The 24,626-nt window shown below is 43.7% G+C and carries 24 protein-coding genes; 3 read left to right on the forward strand and 21 right to left on the reverse strand.

From position 1 onward, the window contains the following. Positions 1–129: 129 nt before the first annotated feature. From CK503_RS03645 to gcvT, 11 genes are all read right to left on the reverse strand, one after another. Positions 130–954, reverse strand: coding sequence for an energy transducer TonB family protein (locus CK503_RS03645; protein WP_095605426.1), 825 nt, complete (start codon positions 952–954; stop codon positions 130–132). Between the two features lie 15 nt (positions 955–969). Next, complete coding sequence (locus CK503_RS03650; RefSeq protein ID WP_095605427.1) at positions 970–1,380, reverse strand: ExbD/TolR family protein; 411 nt, start codon at positions 1,378–1,380, stop codon at positions 970–972. Further along, positions 1,380–2,114 (reverse strand): MotA/TolQ/ExbB proton channel family protein, encoded by a 735-nt coding sequence (locus CK503_RS03655; protein ID WP_095605428.1) that lies wholly within the window; start codon positions 2,112–2,114, stop codon positions 1,380–1,382. Before CK503_RS03655 ends, CK503_RS03650 begins: the two co-directional genes overlap by 1 nt. A 23-nt stretch (positions 2,115–2,137) precedes the next feature. Further along, positions 2,138–3,346: an HU family DNA-binding protein gene (locus CK503_RS03660; RefSeq protein ID WP_095605429.1), complete on the reverse strand. Its 1,209-nt coding sequence runs from the start codon at positions 3,344–3,346 to the stop codon at positions 2,138–2,140. Between the two features lie 8 nt (positions 3,347–3,354). Further along, a complete protein-coding gene (locus tag CK503_RS03665; RefSeq protein WP_176466198.1) occupies positions 3,355–3,546 on the reverse strand; it encodes an HU family DNA-binding protein in 192 nt (63 codons plus the stop codon). Between the two features lie 5 nt (positions 3,547–3,551). Then, positions 3,552–5,255, reverse strand: coding sequence for a TonB-dependent receptor (locus CK503_RS03670; RefSeq protein ID WP_095605431.1), 1,704 nt, complete (start codon positions 5,253–5,255; stop codon positions 3,552–3,554). A gap of 196 nt (positions 5,256–5,451) precedes the next feature. Next, positions 5,452–6,483 carry a lysylphosphatidylglycerol synthase transmembrane domain-containing protein gene (locus tag CK503_RS03675; protein ID WP_095605432.1) on the reverse strand — a complete coding sequence of 344 codons (1,032 nt, stop codon included), beginning with the start codon at positions 6,481–6,483 and terminating at the stop codon, positions 5,452–5,454. Between the two features lie 17 nt (positions 6,484–6,500). Further along, positions 6,501–7,136: a LolA family protein gene (locus CK503_RS03680; protein WP_095605433.1), complete on the reverse strand. Its 636-nt coding sequence runs from the start codon at positions 7,134–7,136 to the stop codon at positions 6,501–6,503. Continuing rightward, a complete protein-coding gene (locus CK503_RS03685; RefSeq protein ID WP_095605434.1) occupies positions 7,111–9,651 on the reverse strand; it encodes an FtsK/SpoIIIE family DNA translocase in 2,541 nt (846 codons plus the stop codon). The genes CK503_RS03680 and CK503_RS03685 overlap by 26 nt, the downstream gene beginning before the upstream one ends. Continuing rightward, positions 9,635–10,375: a 2-phosphosulfolactate phosphatase gene (locus CK503_RS03690; protein ID WP_095605435.1), complete on the reverse strand. Its 741-nt coding sequence runs from the start codon at positions 10,373–10,375 to the stop codon at positions 9,635–9,637. The genes CK503_RS03685 and CK503_RS03690 overlap by 17 nt, the downstream gene beginning before the upstream one ends. A 78-nt stretch (positions 10,376–10,453) precedes the next feature. Then, entirely contained in the window at positions 10,454–11,548 is a 1,095-nt protein-coding gene (gene gcvT, locus CK503_RS03695; RefSeq protein ID WP_095605436.1) for a glycine cleavage system aminomethyltransferase GcvT, read from the reverse strand. A gap of 421 nt (positions 11,549–11,969) precedes the next feature. Between gcvT and CK503_RS03700 the strand changes: the two genes are divergently transcribed. Further along, a complete protein-coding gene (locus CK503_RS03700; RefSeq protein ID WP_095605437.1) occupies positions 11,970–13,124 on the forward strand; it encodes an Mrp/NBP35 family ATP-binding protein in 1,155 nt (384 codons plus the stop codon). A gap of 107 nt (positions 13,125–13,231) precedes the next feature. On the opposite strand, the gene CK503_RS03705 is transcribed toward CK503_RS03700, so the two are convergent. The 6 genes from CK503_RS03705 to hutI all read right to left on the reverse strand — a co-directional run bounded on the left by CK503_RS03705 (position 13,232) and on the right by hutI (position 18,268). Further along, positions 13,232–13,729, reverse strand: a complete 498-nt coding sequence (locus tag CK503_RS03705) for an SRPBCC family protein (protein ID WP_217988323.1) — start codon at positions 13,727–13,729, stop codon at positions 13,232–13,234. A 133-nt stretch (positions 13,730–13,862) separates the two neighbouring features. Beyond that, on the reverse strand, positions 13,863–14,801 hold the full coding sequence (locus CK503_RS03710; RefSeq protein WP_095605439.1) for a formimidoylglutamase: 939 nt from the start codon (positions 14,799–14,801) through the stop codon (positions 13,863–13,865). Further along, positions 14,785–15,876 carry a calcium/sodium antiporter gene (locus tag CK503_RS03715; RefSeq protein WP_217988324.1) on the reverse strand — a complete coding sequence of 364 codons (1,092 nt, stop codon included), beginning with the start codon at positions 15,874–15,876 and terminating at the stop codon, positions 14,785–14,787. Before CK503_RS03715 ends, CK503_RS03710 begins: the two co-directional genes overlap by 17 nt. Positions 15,877–16,105: 229 nt before the next feature. Beyond that, on the reverse strand, positions 16,106–16,414 hold the full coding sequence (locus tag CK503_RS03720) for a hypothetical protein (protein WP_095605441.1): 309 nt from the start codon (positions 16,412–16,414) through the stop codon (positions 16,106–16,108). Between the two features lie 25 nt (positions 16,415–16,439). Beyond that, the gene (locus CK503_RS03725) at positions 16,440–17,045 is read right to left on the reverse strand and encodes an adenylate/guanylate cyclase domain-containing protein (protein WP_095605442.1); all 606 of its coding nucleotides are present in this window, start codon (positions 17,043–17,045) and stop codon (positions 16,440–16,442) included. Between the two features lie 8 nt (positions 17,046–17,053). After that, on the reverse strand, positions 17,054–18,268 hold the full coding sequence (gene hutI / locus CK503_RS03730) for an imidazolonepropionase (protein ID WP_095605443.1): 1,215 nt from the start codon (positions 18,266–18,268) through the stop codon (positions 17,054–17,056). Between the two features lie 189 nt (positions 18,269–18,457). Between hutI and CK503_RS03735 the strand changes: the two genes are divergently transcribed. Next, positions 18,458–19,696, forward strand: a complete 1,239-nt coding sequence (locus CK503_RS03735; protein ID WP_095605444.1) for an SPOR domain-containing protein — start codon at positions 18,458–18,460, stop codon at positions 19,694–19,696. Positions 19,697–19,738: 42 nt separating this feature from the next. Here the strand turns inward: CK503_RS03735 and hutH are convergent, their stop codons facing one another. The 4 genes from hutH to CK503_RS03755 form a co-directional block, all read right to left on the reverse strand. Further along, positions 19,739–21,235 carry a histidine ammonia-lyase gene (gene hutH / locus CK503_RS03740; RefSeq protein WP_095605445.1) on the reverse strand — a complete coding sequence of 499 codons (1,497 nt, stop codon included), beginning with the start codon at positions 21,233–21,235 and terminating at the stop codon, positions 19,739–19,741. Positions 21,236–21,453: 218 nt separating this feature from the next. Further along, positions 21,454–22,131 carry a type 1 glutamine amidotransferase domain-containing protein gene (locus CK503_RS03745; protein WP_095605446.1) on the reverse strand — a complete coding sequence of 226 codons (678 nt, stop codon included), beginning with the start codon at positions 22,129–22,131 and terminating at the stop codon, positions 21,454–21,456. A 58-nt stretch (positions 22,132–22,189) separates the two neighbouring features. Continuing rightward, a complete protein-coding gene (locus CK503_RS03750) occupies positions 22,190–23,185 on the reverse strand; it encodes an NADP-dependent oxidoreductase (protein ID WP_095605447.1) in 996 nt (331 codons plus the stop codon). A 52-nt stretch (positions 23,186–23,237) separates the two neighbouring features. After that, positions 23,238–23,810 (reverse strand): TetR/AcrR family transcriptional regulator, encoded by a 573-nt coding sequence (locus tag CK503_RS03755; protein ID WP_095605551.1) that lies wholly within the window; start codon positions 23,808–23,810, stop codon positions 23,238–23,240. 152 nt (positions 23,811–23,962) lie between these two features. Between CK503_RS03755 and CK503_RS03760 the strand changes: the two genes are divergently transcribed. Continuing rightward, positions 23,963–24,622: a class I SAM-dependent methyltransferase gene (locus CK503_RS03760; RefSeq protein ID WP_095605448.1), complete on the forward strand. Its 660-nt coding sequence runs from the start codon at positions 23,963–23,965 to the stop codon at positions 24,620–24,622. Positions 24,623–24,626 lie beyond the last annotated feature (4 nt).

Below are 24,626 nucleotides of genomic sequence, written 5' to 3' on the forward strand. Positions count from 1 at the left end.
ACCTGAACTAAATAAAATCAAAGACGTACTTGATCAATCTAATACTTTATTTTGATTCTTATGGAAATCTCTTTATCAAGCTCAGGATCTTAGCTCAATACGCTAATGTAGCACCAGCACAAGTAGATCTTATTCTAACACAAAGCGGAAGGTAATAGTACCCCATTGCGACTGCTGTGGTATCCCTGATGGCAATCGAGAAAAACGCCAACTGCGAAGCGTTCGCATTACTTCTCGTTCCAATTCCGGGTTCATTTTTTTGAGCGGCACAATACGTCCGATAGAACCATCCGGCTTCACCTCAAATCGAATAGTAATGGTTGCTTCGGCATCGGTTGTATTATCCGGGAGAGGCTGTACCATAGGATTTCGTTCGATATCACCCTCCCAATTAAGCTCGTACGGTGCTGACTTTTCCTGCTCATTACCGGTACCCTGATCGGCATTAAGTTCTCCGGTATTCCCTTGCTTATCACCGCTGCTTTCTGCGCCCTCTTGCTGCACTTCGTCTTCTTCTGTCTTCGGCGGGATGGTTACTTCTTTGGGTTCATCGGTTTCAGTATCTTCCTGCGGATCTACTTTATCGGTTTCCGGTGTTTCAATTGGCTCTTCCTCAATTTCTTCAGTTTGGTCGGGAGCATCTACCGGTTTCGTCGTTTCTTCGGTTGATTCCTGCTGTTCCTCAACCGGTTCGGGTTCTTCGGGCTCCGGGTTTTCAGGTTCAGTCTCTGACGGGTTGGGACGGGTGGCCACCTGCTCGGCCTGCTGCTCGGCATATTCCGCAGGCGTTCCCGTTTGAAACTCCCCGAACTCTACTTCAATAAATGAGGGGCGTACATTCGACTCAATAGAAAAGGTATAAAGTAAAAAAACAATAACCAGAGCCACGTGTATCCCACCCGTTACCGCAAGGGCAAAACGATCTTCTTCGTTATTGAATACAGGTTGCTCCATATACTCGTTTCTATCTTACCGTGATGCCTGTTCTGTTGCCATTACTATTTTTAAATTCAGTGCCTTTGCTACATTCATGACCCGCACAGCATTGTCAATAATAGCATCTTTATCTGCTCTTAAAACAAGTGTAGCTTCCGAACTATTCCCTCTGGCTTCCCGGAGTGCCGATGCCAGCATGCCACTACTGGTAGGCTCACCATCAACATAAAATTGTCCCTCTTTGGTTACAGCAACGGTTATAAATTGGGCCTCAGTCTGTGCACCGGTTTCTGCTTTGGGGATATCGACCTTAATCCCAAAGTTGGTAACAAACGACGAGGTCAACAGGAAGAAAATCAGGAGCAACAATACAATATCTGTCAGTGACGACTGTGAAAACAGCGTCAGTGGCTCCATACGGTCATCATCTTTTCTAAAGTCCATTATCCTACCTTCTCACGCTCTTTTTCTTTCTTATTTGATGGTGCCTGCAATAAGTCGATAAAATCTGCTGATGCATTTTCAAGCTCGTGAACCATACGGTTGATTTTACCCAACAAGAAGTTATAAAACCCATAAGCAATAATACCTACAATCAATCCCGTTGCCGTTGTAATCAATGCCTCCCAGATACCTCCAGCCAACACACTTGGATTTACATTACCCTGCAGCGACTGTATGTCCATAAAGGCCTCAATCATACCGGTAACCGTTCCCGTAAATCCTACCAACGGAGCAACACCAGCTATCGTAGCCAACCAGTTCATTCGTTTTTCAAGGTGATAAATCTCCTTTTTCCCGGCATTACCGATAGCATCTTCAATATCTCTAATGGGGCGTCCCAGCCTGCGGATACCTGCCTTAAGAATACGTGCCAAAGGTTTATCTATGCCATCGCAATAGGTTAAAGCACGCTGTCGGTCGCCATCTTTTAACATGCTTTCAACCGTGCGTAAAAAACCATCGATTTCTATTCGCGCATTATTTAACGAGCGCCAGCGCTCGGCAATAACATATACCGCTACAATCGACAGGATAAACAACGGAATCATAAGTACACCGCCTTCTGCCAGCAGTTCAAACATTGACATTTGTTCCTGTTCTGCAGCCATACTCAACGTATCTGCGGCTGTCGTATCAGTCTGTGCTTGTATTAACAAAAAGAATAACGCTTGCATAATTTTATATTGTTACGAGTATGTTATTGAATTCTTTTTATGAAATTATTATCTCGATATTGCTCTGGAATATCACCTGTTGCCTGCTGGGCATCACCAACCGTCTCAAACTGGCCAATACCAACACGGTAGTAGGTGGTTCCCTCTACCTGGGCCTGGCTTATTAATGCCCTATAGCCAGCCCCCTGTAATTGCTGACGATTTTGCTCTGCTTGTTGTTGATCTCGCAGAGAATGTACAACAATGGTATAACCATTAGCAATAGCTTGATTGGGTTCTCCCATCAGCCCATATCGATCTTGCTGCTGGGGAGCCGTTTCCGTACCAGTACCTTCTTCCCCTGTTGATACTGCTGACGGCTGCTCAGGTTCCACAGCCTCTTCATCTTCATCAGATTGTTCCTCTGACTCCGTATTATCAGAATTTTTAACAGGATCTACCGTCTCTGTAGGTTGAGGAGATGTCGTTGCAATTTCAGAACTGCCCGTTCCGGAAAAACCAAAATCATACATCAGCCATCCACCAATTCCTACAACCAATACCACTACTACAGCAACAATAACGGTTCCAATAGTATCCCTTGGCTTTTCATTTTGTTCCCCTACAACTTCTTCTTCAGAATCGTTTTCATCAGCCTCATCCTTTTGGGCTTCGACTTCTTCCTTCTCAGTCTCCAAAGACTCTGACACAGAAGAGGATTCCCCTGCTTTTCCAAAGACGGTATTAAAAACTTCTTCTGCTTCTTGCTGATCCTGTTCTATTATACCTTCACTATCTGTAATTTCCTGATCATCGGTAGTTTTATCATCCAGCTCCGGTTCAGACTCGACCGTTTCAGATTCTTGATCTTCGTCCTTCTCACTTTCGGTGGCACCAGAATCAAAAGCCCAATCATGCTCTGTATCCACACCACTGGATCCAGCCTCCGTCATATCTACGTCGGGGACTTCCTCATCACTTTCAGGCTCTTTAAAAGCCCCAATAAGCTCTATAGGTTTCATCCCCGCATACTTGTTGTTGATCTCCGTCTCAAGAGTGTCTCCGGGCTCAAACTGCAACCTTCCCTCCTCCATGCTAAAGGTCCCGAACCCTTCCACTTCAAAGGTTTTACCATCTTCAGCCGCCTTTTGGATTCTGTTTATCAACTCTGAGAGCTGCGCCTCAACCTGTTCGCGCTCCAATCCCGTTTTTTCCTCAAGAAGTGATATCAGCTGTTCCTTATCGATAGTCATATCCCCAGTTAATTTTCCGGAATAAAAGTGATGGTATCCTTAGGCGGCATCATCACAACCCGGCCGCTGTCATACTGTTTTTGAAACTGTTTCTGATGTTCAAATTCGAATCGGCCAACGCCTTCGAGATGTACATCATTTTTCCGAGCTATTTCTTCACGTATAACTTCAGAAAAAGCTTTGATAAACTCTTTATCCATCACCATTATAATTTTACTGTTACCCCGCCGTACGCTTGAAATGGTCGCTCATTATAGCCTTGCCAAACCTCGTAATCCTGACTTAATATATTTACCAATTTAATGTAAGCTCCAAACCGTTCTGTAATCTGCACATCAGCCTGGCCGCCAAGTAATATAAAGCTATCCAGCTTTTCGTTTGTTTGAAAAGTTCTTCGTGAACCTACATAATCAGCCCACGCTTCGAAAGTAATTCCATCGAAAGGTTGCACAGTTACACCGGAGTTAACACCAATTTTCTCCTCATACGGGATGCGTCCACCATCCTTAAGCTTGGGCGACCGCAGGTAGACCTTCCCATTTATCTGGAATTTTTCGGGAATAATTTGGTGTACCACACTCGCATAGGCAGAAACTTTATACGCATCTCGATACTGCATTTCATAATATTCATACCCTTGATTTCCGAACGGTCCATTATTAGAGCGCAGGAAAATGGGATAGTCCGACATATCCTCGTACTGGAATCCAAAGTTAAACTCACCCTGATCGGTATATTCTATACTGGCCTCTCCTTTTCCATACATGCGATAGGTATGCCGAAGTGTATTATTTACCGTCAAAAATCGGTTCTCTGAATGTCGCTGTTCTAATGTTTTTACGTAAGGGTTTGCCCCGGCAGTAACTTTTAACGTTAGTATATCCATCAGGGGATGCTCTACCGTAACCTCCGGTCCCAGATAAATCTGATCATCAAAACTATTTTGGGCAAAATAGACGCTGGCATCAATCTTTACATTGGTCGCATAGTTAAAAAGGCGTTCATACACTACACCACCTTGGGCGGTAAACCAAGAGTCTTGCGCTATCGTATTTTCGTAATTTCCACCCTTGGCACCAGCCTTAACAGTAAAAGTCTCGTCGGTATTTCCGCCAGCCCATCGTTTAGCCAAAGAAAGGTTATATACTCGTTCTTCACTCTTGCCTGTTAACGAACCCGCATTGTTCAGGTCAATATTATAGTAGCGGATATTGGCATCTGCCTTCCAACCGGTAACTGTATTTTTAAAATGTCTGAATTCAGTTCCTAAATTAATGCCGTTATACTCTTTGCGCGCATCGGCCGGTATAGTTGTAGTCGGAAGGTCGAACATGTTGTTAAAGCTCGTTTTAACACCCCCATTCACTGCCAGCTGACTTTTTTCGCTCAGCTTTGTAGCATATTCTGCATTGGCATCAAAAAAGCGAAAACTGCTGTTTTCGTTATCCAGATGTCCATCAGAAGAGGAATAGTCAAAATCCCCGCCGATATAACTTTTATTACTCAAACGCTTTACACCCCAAAATTCTGCTTCGGGACTTACGTAGCTTCCAAAACCCAACCGGCTGAATACATTCTTCGGAGAAGAATACGGAAATGCCATATATGCCGGCGGCTCGGGACGGGATAACTGACTTACCGGAAGATTGGCAACGACTTGCTCATGCGTTTCCATAAAGGGCGTGCGGTTGGGATCAATCTGATATACTCGTGGATTGGGATCAAAACCTAAAATGGGTTGTCGGCGCAATCCGGGAAATCGAGCCTCAAACTGGCTGCGGATCTCAATATCCTGTGGATCTATTTCCGGGAGCATCGAGGATTCCGAATCCTGCTGTTGTTGTGCAGCTATGGGGTTAGCTGCCAAAACCATAACGATAATAAATGCTATTGCTGATATCCCTTTCATAAGTTTTTTTTACTGCTATAATGCTCAAAAACAAGTGTTAAAGGTACTAATTTTTTTGCAACGATTAATGTCTCAATTAAGGCAATTTTATACCCGGTTCCGGCCTATCTGTTTCGAATAACGAAAAAAGAATCAGAGAATTGCTGCAAGACCTATTTTGCAACGAAAAAAGTCCTTACCCATTCTTAGAATAAAATCAGACAACCGGCTCACCCGCCTTGGTAGATCGGAGCTTATCAATAAACAGAAATACGGGCGTTATACTTGAAACAAATAACACCATTACTCCGTGGGTAACCGTAGCATAAGCGATTCCGGTAACGGCGGGGACGGCAAATAATACCAATAGCGACTGCTTTACAAAATAGTGATAAGTTCCCAATCCACCGGGCGACGGTATAGCAATACCGATGGCCGAAATAACAGTAATTACGAGTGCATCCAACATATCCAAATTATACGCCTCCTGCATATCAAACATCCAAAATGGAATATAGGTCATCAACGTGTAGCATAACCAGATAAGGATGGTATAAAGGATAAACAACCACCACCGTTCTACATCGCGTGCTGCCAACAGACCATTGCGAAACATAATAAAGACTCTTTTCGCCTTAAAAATCCATTTGCGCAGCACCTCAAACTTAGTACCAAGATAAACGATAAACTTAATCAGCAAAAAACCAATACCAACCACCGCTGCCAATAAAAAAGCCACCCATAAATAGGTAAGTATGCTCGATTCATTTGTGAGAAAGTTAATCGTTTCATTTCCAAAAATTTGCCGCAGCAGGTTCATATCGGCAATGACATACACCGATACCACAACCATCAGAAAAGCCATTACGGCAATATCAATTACCCGCTCTAATACAATTGTCCCCATTAATTTGGAACTGCTTAGTCCCTCTTTCTTACCCACATACACCGGACGGGATACTTCACCAAAGCGCGGGCCAACCAAATTCATCATGTATCCAACCAGTACTCCCGAAATCAAGGTAATGCGATCAAGCTCTTCTTTATCCTGTTCAATGAACAAGCGCCAACGTTCTGCTCTAAAGATATGACTAAACAGAGCCGTTACAACAAAAGGAAACAACCATCCAAACTGGATGTTCTTCGAATATTCCCACACTTCTTGCAGCTGTACATTACGAAAAGCCAACCACAGAAAAAGAGCCGCCAACGATAGTGCAAGCCCAATCTTAATTACTTTTTTATACATCAATCTCTAAGAATATATTAGTTTCGCATGTCAACTTTTTCAGCGCTCTCGGGATAGCTAAGCTTAAACATGTCCTCCTCGGGTTCCATAAACTCACCATCAGAAAAGGTAGTAGTAATTACATTATCAGCTGGATCTAAAGCTTCAATCTTTTTCGGCACCAGACTCTTTGAAAGGAAGATTTCGACCTTTTTATATATCGCAAAGGGATCTTCCGAAGACAATAATATATATATTTCATCGTCTCGCTTCTCCTGTGTCTGTACCGTAAACGTAGAATCAACTCCATTCAGAATTCGCGAGGGGGCAAAGTCATCATCCTCCGGCTCGTATTTGCTAATGATAACCCGATTTCTATCCTCGTCATAAACCATAGACGTTTCCCCATCCACAACCACAGATTTATTATCGGCTTCTACTCTATACTGCTGACCTCCAACCCAAATACGTCCATTGCTGGCAACAGTATCCTGGGTGTAAGAATCTACAGTTTGATGATGAAAATCAGCCTTAAATATAGATCCCTCTTCAAATGTCTGTTTTAATTCCGAGAAATAGGACTGCTGCCCCAGCGCCAACGCAGGCAACCCCAAACCAACAACTATTACAATGAAAACTATTTTTAAATTATCGCTCAAATTCTTCCAGATCATCTAATAATTCCTCTAATTCTTCTTCATCGTCAACTAACACATCTCGCGCCGTACTGCCCTGATACGGACCAACGATACCGGCATTATACAGCTGATCAACAATTCGTCCGGCACGATTATAGCCAATCTTAAGCTTACGCTGCAGCAGCGATACCGATCCCTGCTGGTGCAACACAATAACTTTGGCAGCCGCTTCAAAAAGTTCATCAATATCCTCGAGCGGGTCAGGGATGTCACCACTTGACGAGGTTTCATCTTCTAAAACAGGTAACTCGTACTTATTATTGTATCCCCGCTGATTTCCAATAAAATCGGTAATACTTTCCACCTCTTCTGTCGATACAAAGGCATTCTGAATTCGCGTCATGCCGCCGCCGTTGGTAAACAACATATCACCACGACCAATAAGCTGATCAGCACCGCCGGTATCAAGGATCGTTCGCGAATCTACTTTCGAAGCAACCTGATAGGCAATACGTGCAGGGAAATTAGCTTTTATCGTTCCGGTAACTACATTCACTGACGGACGCTGCGTTGCAACGACCAGGTGAATACCTACCGCACGAGCCAACTGAGCAAGTCGGGCAATCGGCTCCTCAATATCTTTTCCGGCTGTCATCATCAAATCAGCCAGCTCATCAATCAGCACCACAATATACGGCAGATGGCGGTGCCCTTCTTCCTCATCGAGCTCCCCGTTGTCAAACTTTTCATTATATGCCCGGATATCACGCACCATACCATCCTTAAGCAAGTCGTAACGCTCATCCATCTCTTTAGTTAAGCTTTCCAAAGTCTCTTTCGCTGCAGAGGTATCCGTAATAATAGGTTCTTCCGCGCCGGGCAACGTCGCTAAAAAATGTTTTTCGATTTTCTGAAACAGCGAGAGCTCAATCTTCTTGGGATCGATCATCACAAATTTCAGATCATCCGGGTGACACTTATACAACAGACACGTAATGATCGTATTGATACCCACCGTTTTACCAGATCCCGTAGCACCGGCAATAAGCAAATGCGGCATCTTGGTCAAATCTACCATAAACACTTCATTCTCGATAGTTTTCCCAAACGCCACCGGTAACTCAAAATCACTTTCTACAAATTTCTTTGTGTTAAGAACCGACTTGATAAAGACCGTTTCACGCGACCCATTTGGAACCTCAATCCCTACCGCCGATCGCCCGGGAATGGGTGCCATAATACGAAGTCCTTTCGCCGCCGTCGCCATCTTCAAGTCATTGGCATAACTCTCAATCTTACTGATTTTTACGTCCGGTGCTGGATCAAGTTCGTACAGCGTAACCGTAGGACCTACAATTGCATTAATACTGCGGATCTCAATATTGTGACGCTTCAGCTTATCGAGGATAATACGTTTGTTCTCCTTAATCTCGTCGAGGTCAACATCATTGCCTTCATTAGGCGGCGAATCCAGTAGATCAATCGTCGGGAACTTATAACGAACCTTAGGAACCTCCTTCGCCTTATCCTTATTCTGTTTATCCAGCTCTTTTTCACCGGCTTGCTCATCACCTTCACCCACATATACCGAGATATCGACATCGTCTTCCTCATCCTCAGCAATTTTCTTCTTCTCAATATCGGCACGTGGACGCTGATCGAGTGATTTTACTTCTTCTTTTTCCTGTCGCATTCGCTCACGATCACGTTTCTGCGACTCTTCTACAATATCATCAATAGAGCGAGGTTCAGGCTCCTCTTCTTCAGATTCGGTTTTTGTTTGGGGCTTAGCCCGTTGCTTTTCTTTGGTTTGGGATTTTTCACGCATTTGCTGTTCGGCCTGCCGCTGCTTCTCAATCTCTTTTTGCTCGGCTTCCTGCTGCTTGCGTTTTCTTTTCTCCTCTTTTTTCTGGCGGCGACGTTCCTTCCAATCCGCATACGACTGCTTTACATTTGCAATCCAATCCTTTACCCGCTCTACCGTATGCTGAAGATCACGGTCGAGCAGTGCCAGCAAGGTTGTTAGCAACAATACCGACAAAATAATAATAGAGCCAATGCCCGTAATATTTTGCAAGACGCGGGCTATATAAAAACCAGCCGAACCATTCCATACCGACTCAACCCACTCATAATTAGTATTGACCCACCCCAAAATAGTTGACAACAGTACCATACCCCAAATACCATAAGCTGTTGGCCACAGCATTAGGCTGATATCCCGATTTCTAAAAATGAGCCAGCCGTACCCTATGATGATAAGCGGTATGATGATGCTCATATATCCAAACAACAGATGGACAAAAAAGTGTGCCAGATAAGCCCCAATAACCCCCAATCCATTTTGGATACGCAGAACCGGTCCTTGATCAAGCGCAAACAAACTATCGGTCGACAGCGATTGGATGAGCGTATAATCCGATGGGTTATATGTAACAATACTAAACCCGATCAGGCCCCCGACGGCCATCACCAGAATACCCAGTATTTCCATTTTTCGGGATTCGGAAAGTCCTCCCAAAAATCCGCCTGATTTACTGCTTTTTGCCATTTATATCTGTAATAATTCCTTCTTTAAGTGCAGGTAAAATATCCGTAATACTGCGTTGACAACAGTACTCAAGATCATCTTCGCTTACAATATCCTTGAGGCGCACTGCATAATTCGATGATTTGATACTGTTTTCTATATCATCACCAAATTTTTCATAAAGACCAAAAGCAACTTTTGCTCCGTCCCTTGCCTCATTAGGCAAATCCCCCTCACAAAGTTCGTAAATTATATTCCCGGCACAAAGAATATCCTCCAGCGAAAGCCGGCCACGCCATCCGGCACAAACCAGTAGCACCTCTTCATCAAGATTCTGCAAATATTCAACAATGGCATCAAGGTTCAAAAACGAACCTACGATAATCTGGTCTGCCAAACTGCAGCGCCGAATTGCCTTTGTACCGTTTGTAGTATTCAGCATAATTGTCTTGCCATTTACCACATCCTCGGTATGTTCCAAAGGGGAATTTCCCAGATCATACCCGTCAATCGTTACCCCATTTTTTTCGCCACTCATCATAAAGCTCTTCGCATCTAAGTTATGCGAAATCTTGCTGGCCTCGTCCATATCCTCAACGGCGATAATACCCTTTGCTCCATTTTGTAATGCCGTAACCATTGTTGAGCTGGCCCGCAGCACATCAATCATTACCACTGCTTTGTCGCGAATATCCTCTTCCTTAAAAGAATGGGCCGACGAAAATACATCAATTTGATTTATCATATGCTATAAATTATAGTATCGTAATCTCTGTTTATCCCGGTTAACAACTTAGCAACAATTCCCTTATACAACTACTTTTTATTTCACAAACGGTGGTTTTGTTACTGCTGCCTCGGCTTTTTTGTTTCGAATCTCTACAAAAACAGATGATCCCTCATCAGCGTATCCAATATCCACATATCCCATAGCAATATTAGTGCCCAGCGTAATTGAACGAGAACCACTGGTTACAAAACCGATCTCATTGTCCTCTTCATCAAAAATAGTATAGCCCTTTCGTGGGATCGATCGCTTATCATCAATAGTGAGACCAACCAGCTTTCGTGAAAGTCCTTCCTCTTTGGCCTTAACAAGCGCATCACGCCCCATGAATTCGCCCTTATCCAATTTCGTGAGCCAGCCCATACGTGCTTCGAGAGGATGCGTGTCTTTTGTGATATCGTTGCCGTAAAGCGCAAATCCCTTCTCCAACCGCAGAGTATCCCGAGCACCTAAACCACAGGGCTCGATACCGAACTCTTCGCCCGCTTCCATAATCGCCTTCCAGATAGCTTCGGAATCAACGTTATTTTTATTGAAATAAAGCTCAAATCCTTTTTCCCCGGTATAGCCAGTGGCAGAAAGCGTCACATCATCAAAACCTGCCAGCTTACCCAGTTCAAAGGTATAGAATTTAATAGCAGAAAGATCCGTATCCGTCAGCTTTTGCAGGGTTTCTACGGATTTTGGTCCCTGTACCGCCAACAGGCAGGTATCTTCAGAAATATCAGTCAGCTCCGCATCAAACGAATTATTCTCGGCAATCCACTCAAAATCCTTATCGATATTTGAAGCATTTACCACCAGCATATACTCGTTCTCTCCCAGCATATAAATCAGAAGATCATCCACAATACCGCCGTCCTCGTAACACATTGCGGAGTACTGTGCCTTGCCGGGCACCAAATTTGACACATCATTAATAGTCACATACTGAATTAGATCCAGAGCTTCATCGCCCGTCACATAAAATTCGCCCATATGCGATACGTCGAACATACCCACCTTTTCACGCACGGCATTGTGCTCTTTTCGGATGCTCTCGTACTGCACCGGCATCTCAAATCCGCCAAAATCGATGAGCTTTGCTCCGGCTTGTTCATGAAGATTGTAAAAAGGGGTTCGTTTTAACATGGTGGTTTGGTATTTCTTTCATTTCTAAACTTTCAGTCGCCCAAAATACGGATTTCGCAATAGAATAGAGAATCATAATTAAACGCAGATACGTTTTGACTACCCCCTGTTAGGAATCTAATCCCGCGGATGAATCCATGAGCTAATTTTGTGCATAAATTCGCTTGAAGCGAATTTTTAAATACTCTTTTTAACCTGATGCGTTCAACTTTAGGTTATCGTTACATTAGCCTAAAACCATACGTACAGATCCTGAAACAAATTAAGGATGACATGTAAACTCATCAGTTATAATTTGTTCTAAGTTTCATTGGGTTCTATTTAACCGAATTCTTTCTCCCCAATCAGCGTTTAGCATGTGGCAAGAAATCCTTATCTTTCAAGACTGAAAAATTTAGCGACAACAGAACACTTTTACCCAATGGCCATTAACAAGCAACAAGTACGTACGGCACTTACCCATGTGATGCATCCTGAGATGGAAAAAGATCTGGTCACCCTCGATATGATCGAAGATCTTATTGTTCAGGATTCGTTCATCACCTTCACAATTGATCTCCCTGAAAAGGATCCCAAGTTGGAATCCAAACTCAAGGAGATGTGCGAAGATGCCATTCGTAAATTCGTGGACGAGAATGCCGTACTCGATATAACGACGGCCGTCAATATCTCGAAGTTTCGTAATAACGAAGACAAAGGCGAATTCCCGGGACAGGGACATCGAAAGAAAAAAGACCAGCAGCAAGATCAAGATGAAGAAGTCCTTTCGGGTGTTAAAAATATTATTGCTGTCGCTTCCGGAAAGGGCGGTGTAGGCAAATCTACAGTAGCGGTAAATCTCGCTTGTGGATTAGCCCGCACCGGTGCAAAAGTTGGGTTGTTGGATACCGATATTTACGGTCCCAGTATTCCTACGATGATGGATGCCCACGGACGACCTAATATTACCACCCAGAAGAAACTCATCCCCAAAGAAAAATATGGCGTCCGCTTTCTGTCTATGGGTATGCTTGTTGATCCCGACCAGGCGATGATCTGGCGCGGCCCCATGGTAACGAGTGCCGTCAAGCAGTTTATGAATGAAGTAGAGTGGGGCGAACTGGATTATATGGTCCTCGATCTCCCTCCCGGGACAGGCGATATTCAACTGACGCTGGTACAAACCGTCCCGCTGACCGGAGCTGTTATTGTTTCTACTCCTCAGGATGTAGCCCTTGATGATGCCCGAAAAGGCGTGGCGATGTTTAAGAAAGTAAATGTGCCAGTATTGGGTATGGTTGAGAACATGGCCTATTTCATCCCCGAGGATATGCCGGATAAGAAGTATCACATCTTTGGCAAACATGGGGTTCGCGACCTGGCTGAGCGCATGGGAACCAACTTTTTAGGTGAAATCCCGTTGGAACAAAAGGTGCGCGAAAGCAGTGACGAGGGCAAACCTATTGTGCTGGGCGATATGGAGACAAAGTCGGCACAGAAGTTTGTTGAGCTATCGAATAATGTAATTCAGCAGCTGGCTATTCGAAATCAGAAACAGGACGCGACTGAGAAAATCGACATTAAGATTCGTCCATGACCCTCATATCATGCTGAACTTGTTTTCAGCATCTATCGTTACAGATCCCGAAATAATACCTGTCCCAACCCATCGGGATTCTGTATACAACTCTGGACTTTTATCTATTAGTTTGACCTGAATTCCGTTTCTGCTTTTTTAGTATTATACCGCTGATCAAGTACCAGCTTTCGGTATTCAAAAATATCCCGCAGCTTATTTTTGATCAGCATTTTATTCACAAGCTTGCCAAGCATTCCATACGGAGGCATGTAGTTCACTTCATCAATCATCCTTACCCCCAATTCTGCCTCTTCTATTTTATGATAGTGATACCAAAAGCGATACGGACCAATGCGTTGCTCATCAACAAACTCTTTTCCCGGAACAATGTGTTTGATTTCGGTCACCCATTCCGAATGTCCCAGTAAAGGCAATTTCACATCATATTGAACCAACAAACCATTGTACATCATATCGGGCACTTCACTGATAATCGTAAAATCGAGTTCCGGGGGAGTAATCTCATTTAAGTTTTCCGGGCGGGATATAAATTCCCAAAGCTGATCTACTGAAGTATCTAACACCTGCTCTTGTCGCAATATATACATGGAACCGTTTATCATATTATCAGTTGTCTAACGATGAAGTACCAACCGAATTTCTTCACCCAAAGGTTCCATCATTACTCATTTTTATACCTTCTACATAGCTTGGAAGGCACAATATCAGAACTTTTTAATTGCCAAAGAGTAACAATTATTCTCGCTCACTTAATCCCAATAAAAAATTCCAAATCGTGAGGGCCGCCAATTTCGCGGTTTGATTGTCTCGATCATGCCGCGGATTAACCTCCGACAGATCAAAAGAGGTAACCTCCTTGTTGCGTCCGGCCAAGTATGCGGCTGTCAGCCACAAATCGGAAGGTAACCCATTTGCACACGGGGCACTTACGCCCGGCGCCTGTGATTGATCAACGGCATCCATATCAAATGTTACCATGAGTCGGTCGCTCTCGTGTTGATGGAACAACCCCGAAATTGAGGTAATATTGGTTTCATCCCGAAGAAGATATGCTCCACCGGACTCTTTTATATACTGCAGATGCGACCGAGATACAGAGTGAGGTTGTAATCCCGCTGCCAAATACATTTCCGCACAACTACTTTCATGTTCCATAGCCTGACGAAAGGGCGACCCAGAATGCGCTTGTCCATCTTTTAACGGACGCACATCCGTATGGGCATCCAAATTAAAGATTGCCGTTTTTAACCCTGCTTTGGCATAACCCAGAAAATGTCCGAAGGCTGTTTCGTGTCCGCCTCCTAAAATTATAGGCACTACTCCCTGTTCTAAACATTTGGCAACAACCTCACCTAACTCGTGCTGATCTTCCTCAACTTCATAACGGATATTTAAATCCCCCACATCTTTGGTAGCCCTAATCAAATCCAAAAAAGCATTATGGTTTTCCGGGTTAGGAGTCATCTTATATAGCTGTTCTCGAATGGTTTGAGGAGCATCCGCTGCACCCGCACGCCCTCCATTTATAGTTACCCCTTTATCCGAGGGGAAACCAATAATTACCGCCTCAGGCAAATCATTCTTAGCCAACTTTTTTTCTAAGAAATGACCTATTCGGGGATCATCATCTGAGGTATTCGGAACTGCTACTGTCGTCTTATTTAAATTCTCCATCACGGTATGTTCTATGTTTAAATTCCCTGACTGAAATTATAATAATTGTAATAACTGTTATCGGCAATATAAACCATATCATAGCTGCATTGAACAGGGGCAACAAGTTGTGTTGACTTGCTGTTAAGATCAGGTAAGTTGTGAAAACCAGATAATAGATTAAAAACAGCACTCCCTCCCATCGGGCAATCACGTTACCTGTAAAAAAGATAGGCAAGCACGCAATAGAAACAGCTATCATAACGGGTAAGTCAAAAGCGAGCACCCCATCTGCAACAGAAATATCCTCCGGCAAAACAGTGGCTGTTAATCCAACGATACACATCATATTAAAAAGATTACTGCCCACAATATTTCCCACGGCCATATCGCGCTCTCCCTTTATACTTGCCATAATGGATGTAGCAACCTCGGGAAGTGACGTTCCCGCGGCAACAATGGTGAGTCCAATAATAAGACTACTCAAACCCAGATACTCAGCAAAAGTTACTGCACTATCCACCAGCCAGCGAGCCCCCAAAACAAGCAGTCCGAGTCCTGCTACCACAAAAAATAGATGCCACAGCCAATGGTCGCCTGCCTGCCGTGAATTGTCTTCCGGCAACTGCTCCTGTTCTTCTGGATTATTTTGCTGAGAATCATAGACAAGGTATCCCAAGTAGATTAGCAGCGTCACAAAAAGGATAATTCCTTCAATCCTGTTTATTGAGCCACTTAACGCAAAAAGATAAAGCACAATTGAAACTACAATCATGAAGGGGACATCAAGCTTGATTAGCTTCTTTGATACCACGAGGGGAGTAATAATAGCAGAAAGCCCCAGTATAAGGAGCACGTTAAAAATATTGCTCCCAATAACATTACCGAGCAGCAAATCGGATTCGCCGGCAAATCCAGACTGCATGCTTATGGCAAGTTCCGGTGCACTCGTTCCAAATGCCACCACGGTAAGGCCAATCACTAATGAACTCATTCCCAAACGGGCGGCCAGTTTCGATGCTCCCCGAACTAATAGTTCAGCTCCACCAATAAGTAAAAGAAGTCCAGCAATAAAAAAGAGTATCGTAGCTACCACAACAATCTTACTTGTTAACTAATGATTTCGTTTATAGTAACGATACTATTTATTTAACAAAAAAATGCTATTCCCTTTCGCTAATTAATGCTCAGAATACAATATTAAGCAATTACCCTTCGTATCCTCGGTAATAACCGAATGCCCATAACAATCCTCGTCAAAGGATTTTATGCCCTTCCTCTTCCTTTTACCCAGCACATTTTGACGGTCAGAATTGGGCCGACTACTAATCCGTATTCCGCTCTACAATTTCGTTATCCTCATTAATAAAGCCCTCGTAGCGAGCCAGTTGAATAAGTGTTGTCGAAAGCAACTGATCAATATTCATAGATGACGATTTAAGCCATTTGTGAGTGGCTTTATCCTCGGGGTACTTTTCGATACACTGCTCGGTATACTTTGTAAATGCACGTACCTGCTCCAAAATCTGCATCAACTTGGCGGGACACTCACACTCGATCATATCCGCGTGCTTCTTTAGTTCTTCAACTGCTTCTTCACTTACCTGAACTCCGTCCTCTACAGTAATATCCATTGGTATTCTAAATTCTCTTTTAATCTTAGTTCATCGGCAATAGCCAGTGGGTAATAACCTTATTTTTCTTTCCTCTTAGCTTACGAGCCGGCATCTTTTGAAAATTAAAACTATCTGCGACATGCTCATAACTACTATCAGACAATAAGATATCCACCGAAAAATATTTGGTTAATCTTTCAATACGCGCCGCGGTATTCACCACATCACCAAGCACTGTTTTTTGATTAATTTGTTCGGTCTTAATTTCTCCATAAGCTACTTCTCCACTGTGGATCCCCACTCCAATCGTCACCACATTCTCTACATCCATATACCGCTTTGCATTAATTTCTTGTAGTGCCGCTCGCATTTCAATAGCTACCTTACACGCACTATCAATATGAGAATTATCTTCCTGAATCACTCCAAAATGTGCCAAGAATCCGTCTCCGGTAAATCGATCTACAGTGCCACCGCCCCGCTCAACCACTGTTCCCAGTTCGGCCAATACTGAATTTGCAAAAGCAACAGCCTTAAGCGGATCCTTCTCTTCAAACAAGTGGGTAAAGTTGCGGATATCACAAAACAGCACCGTTCCGCTTTTCCTTTCCGCATTAAAATTTTGTGGCATGTTCATCGACGAATTCATTCAAACTCCTAAAATAGTTTTCGTCCTTTTCTAAAACTTCTTAAACACTGTGCCCCCTTGTAATGATACATCCAGAAATCGGGATCGGGGGCATCAATAATTGCAAAATCGGCGGATTTCCCTTTTTCTATCGATCCTACTTTACGTTCTCGCTTGATCGCCTTCGCCGCATAAATCGTCGTCCCTTTCAATACCTCCGTAGGACTTAATCGCCCCTGATTACACGTTAGCATCATGGCCAGCGGCAGATCGTAGCTCGGTGCCGAACCGGGGTTAAAATCAGTAGCTACAGCCACTTCCACGCCTCTATCAACCAATTTCCGACAGTTGAGCGGATCCTCTTGCGTATATAAAGAAGCCAACGGAAGCGTCACCCCCACTACTCCGGCTTTTGCCATCGCCGCTATCCCTTCATCAGAAATCTTCTCCAGATGGTCGGCACTGGCTGCCCCCACTTCCGCCGCCAGTTCCGCTCCGCCACAAGAAGTCAACTGGTCGGCGTGGAGCTTGGGTGTAAGTCCGGCCGCTTTAGCAGCAGTTAAAATTCGACGTGACTCTTCTATATTAAAGGCCGATTCTTCGGTGAAAATATCACAGAATTCCGCCAGCTCTCGCTCCGCCACTTCCGGAATCATATCTTCAATTACCAAGTCGATATACGCTTGGCGATCATCTTTGTATTCCGGCGGAATGGTGTGTGCTCCCAAAAAAGTGGGCACAATATGCATTGGCTGATCTTCGGCAAGTCGCTTGTACACACGCAGTGTTTTTAACTCATCCTCCACCGACAATCCATATCCGCTCTTACATTCCACAGTGGTTACGCCCAGCTCAGCCATTTCCTTTAAAAAGCCGGATGCCTTTTTATACAGCTCATCTTCGGTGGCCCTCCGTGTCTCTTTTACCGTCGACAGAATTCCACCGCCCGCATTAGCAATATCAAGATAGCTTTTGCCCTGCACCCGCATCGCAAACTCATCGGGACGCCATCCCCCAAAAGCCAAATGCGTATGGCAGTCAACAAGACCGGGCACCACCATTTTTCCATCGGCATCAAACACATCTTCATTATAATACTGCGAAGGCAGATCAGCCTCCCGACCCACCCACGAAATAGTATCATCCTCCCAGGCTACAGCCGCATTTTTTATGGGATGGATCTCTCCCTGCCCGCCTTCCTCTTTACAAGTCGCTAAAAAACCGATGTTTGTTAATACTGGCATATCTTCCTGATCAGTTATCCAAAAATTCCTTCTTCTAAATCACTACCCTGATAATAACAAATAGCCCAAATTATTAGAAGATTCAAACATGATTATATGCAACGTTCTGCTTAGCTTTTCTATCAGATGCCATAAAAAGAGAGAGCATCACAAAAAATACTAAAAAAGGCTTTTTAAAGGGAGAGTATCATGACTTATTTAATCAACAAGAGATTTCTTTTACTATTTATCATAATTTTTATTCCAATCTTTGGTTATTCCCAAAGCTATTCCGGAAATGACTTTCGCAAACTTAGCCTCACTTTTAACGGAGGTGTAAGTCTCGGTGACACCAATCGCGGAGAATATTTTTTATCAAGCAACTTCAGCACTAATACTAAAGACACCTATTCTTTTGGAGGCGGGATACAATACGCCCTAACCCCAGCCTGGTCGCTCGAACTCGGTTATCAGCGGACACGAATCAGGGGATTGGATTCCCCATTTGAGACTCAGGTGAACATGATCTCATTCAACAATATTATCAACCTCAATCAACTTCTGCTTTTAAACTTAATTTCCGAGCGAATTAACCCATTTTTGTCAGCCGGGGTGGGATATGACTTATATAGCTACAGCGGCCCCAATGAAAAAAACTATAACCATAACTCGAGCTATAATCTTGGAGCCGGTATCGCCTATAAATTATCGAATACCGTAGACCTGTTCACGCATTACAATTACCATATAGGGTCTAACAAAATAGACAATGAAACTAATGGTTGGGGAGCAGACCTGATAAATTCTCTGACCGGTGGCATTCGCATCAATTTTGGTAAACCGAAGGCTATTCATCCATCCTGGAAACCACATCCCGCTGATTTAAGCCAATCCGATTACGACCTCTTCATGGCCCAGGGCGATCGTATTGATAAATTACATACGAAGCTTGATCAGCTTGAAAAACGAAGTGAACTCAACGATCAGCACCTTGATTCAACTATTCAAGATAATCGTACTTCCATTGACTCTCTGAATGTACGTTTGGATATCCTTGAGCAGCGAATGGATACTCTTGAATTAGCTCTATCCAATCTACAAGGATCAATTAATCCCGTTATTGTGAATCAGGAAACAGGCAGAGCAGAATTACTGCCGGCCGGACATTATGTGCAAATTTTTGCCTCATCTGGTATATCATCTGCTCAACGTGTAAGAAACCGTGCCGTTGCTCAACTAAATAGCTCTCTGCAAAATGCAAAAGAAAAGATTTTTATCATCAAGCGGAAACAGTATTACGAAGTTCTTATAGGAGTCTTTACAGAATTCAACGATGCCTCAAATATCCAGCAGATTATGACTGATTTTCATGCAGATGCATACGTGATATCATTTCCACGTCCGGTTAATCTTCTGCCAGATTTTGAAGGATTAAAAGTAATTGACTAATTCTTGTTGTAAGGACACGGCAGGCCGTGTCCTTACTTATTTTTACACTATATTTGTAAGCTCCTTTTCAACTTCTTCGACCATGCTTCGGTTTTGCAGTAGTTCCACCGCCTTACTAATATCATCCTTAAAATAGTGATCCTTCTCGGCGTGTGGGATTGCATCGCGGACAAATTCGTGCGCTATTTCCACTCCGCGTCCGGGTCGCAACGGTTTGCGAAAATCCAGTGCCTGGGCGGCCGTAAACAACTCAATAGCCAACACCTGCTCTACATTCTGATACACTTCGAGTAGCTTCAACGCACTGATACTCCCCATACTTACGTGATCCTCTTGTCCCAAACTTGTAGGAATAGAATCCACTGATGAAGGGTGACAAAGCACTTTGTTTTCTGATACCAGCGAAGCCGAGGTATATTGAGGAATCATAAATCCAGAATTAATACCTGTTTCCTCCATCAGCAGCTCAGGCAGGCCATCATGACCTTCGAGCAGCAAATACGTTCGTCGCTCGGAGATACTGGCAAACTCAGCCAGCGCAATTTTGGCGTGATCCAGCGCCAGTGCCAGCGGTTGACCGTGAAAATTTCCACCGCTGATGATATCCCCATTCTTAAAAACCAAGGGATTATCAGTTACCGAGTTCAGCTCCGTCTCGATTGTTTCCCGACTGTAACGCAGTCCATCGCGGCTGGCCCCATGAACCTGTGGCACACATCGCAGGCAATACGGATCTTGCACTTTACCACAGTTACGGTGCGATTCCAGAATTTCACTTTTTACCAACAGTTCACGCACATTTCGAGCTACTTGTTGCTGTCCGTTATGTGGGCGTATCTCATGGATGCGCTCATCAAATGGTTTGATACTCCCCTGCAACGCTTCCAAACTCATAGCGGCAATTAGGTCGGCCGATTTCATCAGACTAAGTGACTTTTCCAGCACATAGGCGCCGTACGCACTCATCAGCTGCGTACCGTTAATAAGAGAAAGTCCATCTTTGGGTTGCAGATCAATGGGATCGAGACCATGATCATTGAGTACTTTTTCGGCGGGGATAGTATCACTGCCATCTCTATTCCAGAACAATCCATAACCCAGTAGCGGCAACGACATATGTGCCAACGGTGCCAGATCTCCCGAAGCCCCGACACTCCCTTTTTCGGGCATGGCAGGGATCAGGTCATGATCAGAAAAATAGATAAGTCGCCTGAAAGTTTCTTCCGATATGCCGGAATTCCCCAAACCCAGAGAGTGAATTTTGATCTGCAGCATCAGCCGCGAAATATCCTTGGGGATCAATTCTCCAACCCCCACTGAATGCGACAGTACCAAGTTGCGCTGCAACTGTTTTAGCTCCTCCTTTCCCACCCTTTTATTTGCCAATGCGCCAAAACCAGTATTAATTCCGTACATCGGTTCATCGCGTCCAAGCGCATTTTCTACAATTTTTCGGGACTGCTGTACCGCAGAGGGGTCTTCTTTCAAACTTTCAATACTATCTGCAAGGTCGGAGTAGAGCTGATTTAATTTAATCATTGTACATCTAATGAATTTTCCTTTTTCTGAAGATAGTAGAATAGCGACAGTTGCCCAACCCATAATCATTCAACAAAACAAAAAAAACTGTTATTTATACCAGTGTATTGAGCAAGTCTAAAAGATAACGATCTGACCAATCCTTATATCCATCCAGCATAAAAAAAGGGATCAGCAGTTCTCCCGCCAATCCCTTTTTTAATTATATATTGAAAATGCTATTTAAGTTGACCCAACATCTTTTGGGCAACCAATTCTGATGAAGCGGGATTCTGTCCGGTAATAAGATTACCGTCTTCCAGGGCATATGCTTCCCAAGAGTCTGCCTTGCTATATTTACCGCCATTTTCCTTAAGCATATCTTCTACTTTAAAAGGCACCACATCGGTAAGACCGACGGCTTCTTCCTCTTCGTTTGAAAAGCCAGTAACTTTTCTGCCATTCACTAAGGGCTCATCATCCGTTCCTTTAACCTCTTTCAAAGCTGCTGGAGCGTGGCATACGAAACCAACCGGTTTATCTGACTTGTTGAACGATTCAATTAGATTGATAGAATCCTCATCTTCGGCCAGATCCCAAAGCGGCCCATGTCCGCCAGGATAAAATACAGCATCAAAATCTGCTTCATTAACGTCCGATAGCTCTTTTGTCTCCGCCAATTTTTTCTGGAGCTCTTCGTCATTTTTAAACCGTTCAGTTGCTTCTGTTTGAGCATCCGGGGTATCACTACTGGGGTCAATAGGAGGTTGACCTCCTTTTGGTGATGCAAGTGTAATGTCCGCTCCTTTATCCAGAAAGGCGTAATAGGGGCTTGCAAATTCTTCGATCCAGAAACCTGTTTTCTTCCCAGTATTTCCCAGTTTGTCGTGCGATGTTAATACAAAAAGAATATTCATAATGATATTTACTCTTTATTAATTATATGATGTTTGAACTATTATAACTTCAACGTATTTAAACTTGTACGACCATCTTCCCTTTATTCTTACCATCAAAAAGATCCAAAAAGGCCTGTGGGATATTATCAAAGCCCTCCACAATGGTTTCGGAATGTTCCAGCTTACCCTCACCCAGCCATTGAGCCAGCTGTTTAACGGCCTCCGGAAACTTTTCTTCATAATTTCCAACAATAAATCCCTGCATTAATGCACTCTTCTTGATCAGCATGGGCTCTACACGCGGCCCCATTGGCATCGACGTGGCATTGTAATGCGCAATAGCACCACAGTTAACAATGCGCCCAAATTGGTTAATATGTTGATGAACGCCGTCCGAAATTTCTCCGGCTACGTTATCGAAATAAATATCTACTCCATTGGGGCAAGCCTCCGCGATAACAGCTCCCATATCTTCAGTCGTTTTGTAATTGATACCTCCATCAAAGCCGAACTTCGACTTTAAAAGCTCTACTTTTTCATCAGATCCGGCAATGCCTACAACTCTACAACCTTTAATTTTACCAATCTGTCCGACAACGCTGCCTACAGCCCCTGCTGCCCCAGAAACTACCAGCGTTTCACCTTCTTTGGGCTTACCAATTTCTAACAGCCCCATATATGCAGTAAGTCCGGTCATCCCCAAAATGCCAAGATACGCCGAAAGTGGTGCCGCTTCAGGATCAACTTTCATCAGCCCTTCTCCATCGGATACCTGATACTCCTTCCAGTCCAGACGTCCCGATACATAATCTCCTTCCGTAAGGTTCTCTTTTTTGGATTCCACGACCTTGGCCACAATGCCGCCCTCAATGGGTTTTCCCAATTCAAAGGGGGCAACATAGGATTCTGCATCACTCATACGTCCCCGCATGTAGGGGTCAACAGACACATATTTGGTCTCCAGCAGTACTTCTCCTTCCTGAGGTGATGGCTTTTTTTCAGTTTCAAAATTAAAGTCTGATGTCTTTGGTCTTCCTTCCGGTCGATTTGCTAAGGTAATTACAGTGTTCATAATATTTTCTGATCTAATTCAATGTTATTCACTTTGTGATGTCAATTTATTTTTAGGCTTTGATAGCGTTCCAAGCCATCTGAAATGCCTCTTGTCTCAATTCTTCGGATAAATGATGCTCCTCACGCTCTTCAACAGCTACAAAAAAGGAAAGCGGATACACAGCATTTGCATATAATAGGTAGGGCGAAGCCTGACGAATTATCCCCTCCTGCTGTCCGCGTTTCCAAAGATCAAGCAATGGTTGCAGGTGTTTTAGGGCTTTCTCCCTGATCTCCTCCGAAATGATAGGTGAGTTGTCGCAGCGAGAAAGAACATTGGCTTCCATTCGGTTGTTCATCTTGTATTCAACCATATTGTGCCAAACATGCTTGAAACCCTCTTTCACAGGCATATCTTTAGAATAACCCTGGAAAGCCGCATCTGTAAACGCCTCCTTAGTCTTCAAATACAAACTATCAACAAGATCCTGCTTGTTATCAAAATAGAGATAAATAGTACCGGGAGATACATCCGCCAGCTTGGCAATCTTTGACATCGGCGCATTATGAAATCCGTTATTACTCACCAAGCTGAGCGTAGCTTCCAATAAGGCTATTCGCTTACTTTTTTCCTTATCCGCCATAACAATGTAGATTTTTATATTTGGCTTTTCTTCCCATTCCATGTGCTACAACAAATATGAATGAACATTCATTCATTGTAATATTTTGTTTGAACCCTTCTCCTTTTTGTATCAACTTTGAGCCAATTAAACCAAGTTTTTTTCTGTCTATTATGAATGCACTCTCCTGCATTTTGTGCAATAGCCCAAACGTTCAGCACTTTTATAAAGATACCTCTGAACACTATGCTTCGGATTATTTTCAGTGTCAAAACTGTCGGTTAATTTTTGCATCTCCCAAAGATCGTCCTCAAAGGGACGAAGAATTCGCCCGCTATGAAACGCACGAAAATGATCCTGAGGACGAAGGTTATCGCAATTTCCTGAGACAGCTATTTCATCCGTTAAACAATCTGCTTGAACCCGAAAGTACAGGACTGGATTTCGGATCAGGTCCGGGCCCTACCCTTAATCTCATGTTTGAAGAAGAGGGACATACCATGCGTTTTTACGATTCTTTTTACGATGATGATCCCTCGGTTTTTGAAGAGACTTACGATTTTATTACGGCTACCGAAGTGGTGGAGCACCTTTTCCATCCCGACAAAGAATTAGAGCGGCTGTGGAATTGCCTGCGTCCCGGCGGTTATCTCGGCATTATGACAAAAGTCGCCGAAGATGATAAAGAATCCTTCGCCGACTGGCATTACCGGCTGGACCTAACCCACGTTACTTTTTATACCGAAGATACGTTTCGCTGGCTTGCCGATCATTGGAATGCTCAACTCTCTTTTCCTGCTGACCGGGTAATTATCTTCCAGAAAAAACAATAACCTC

This window comes from Fodinibius salipaludis (assembly GCF_002287075.1).
In the GTDB taxonomy this organism is placed as follows: Bacteria; Bacteroidota; Rhodothermia; order Balneolales; family Balneolaceae; genus Fodinibius; species Fodinibius salipaludis.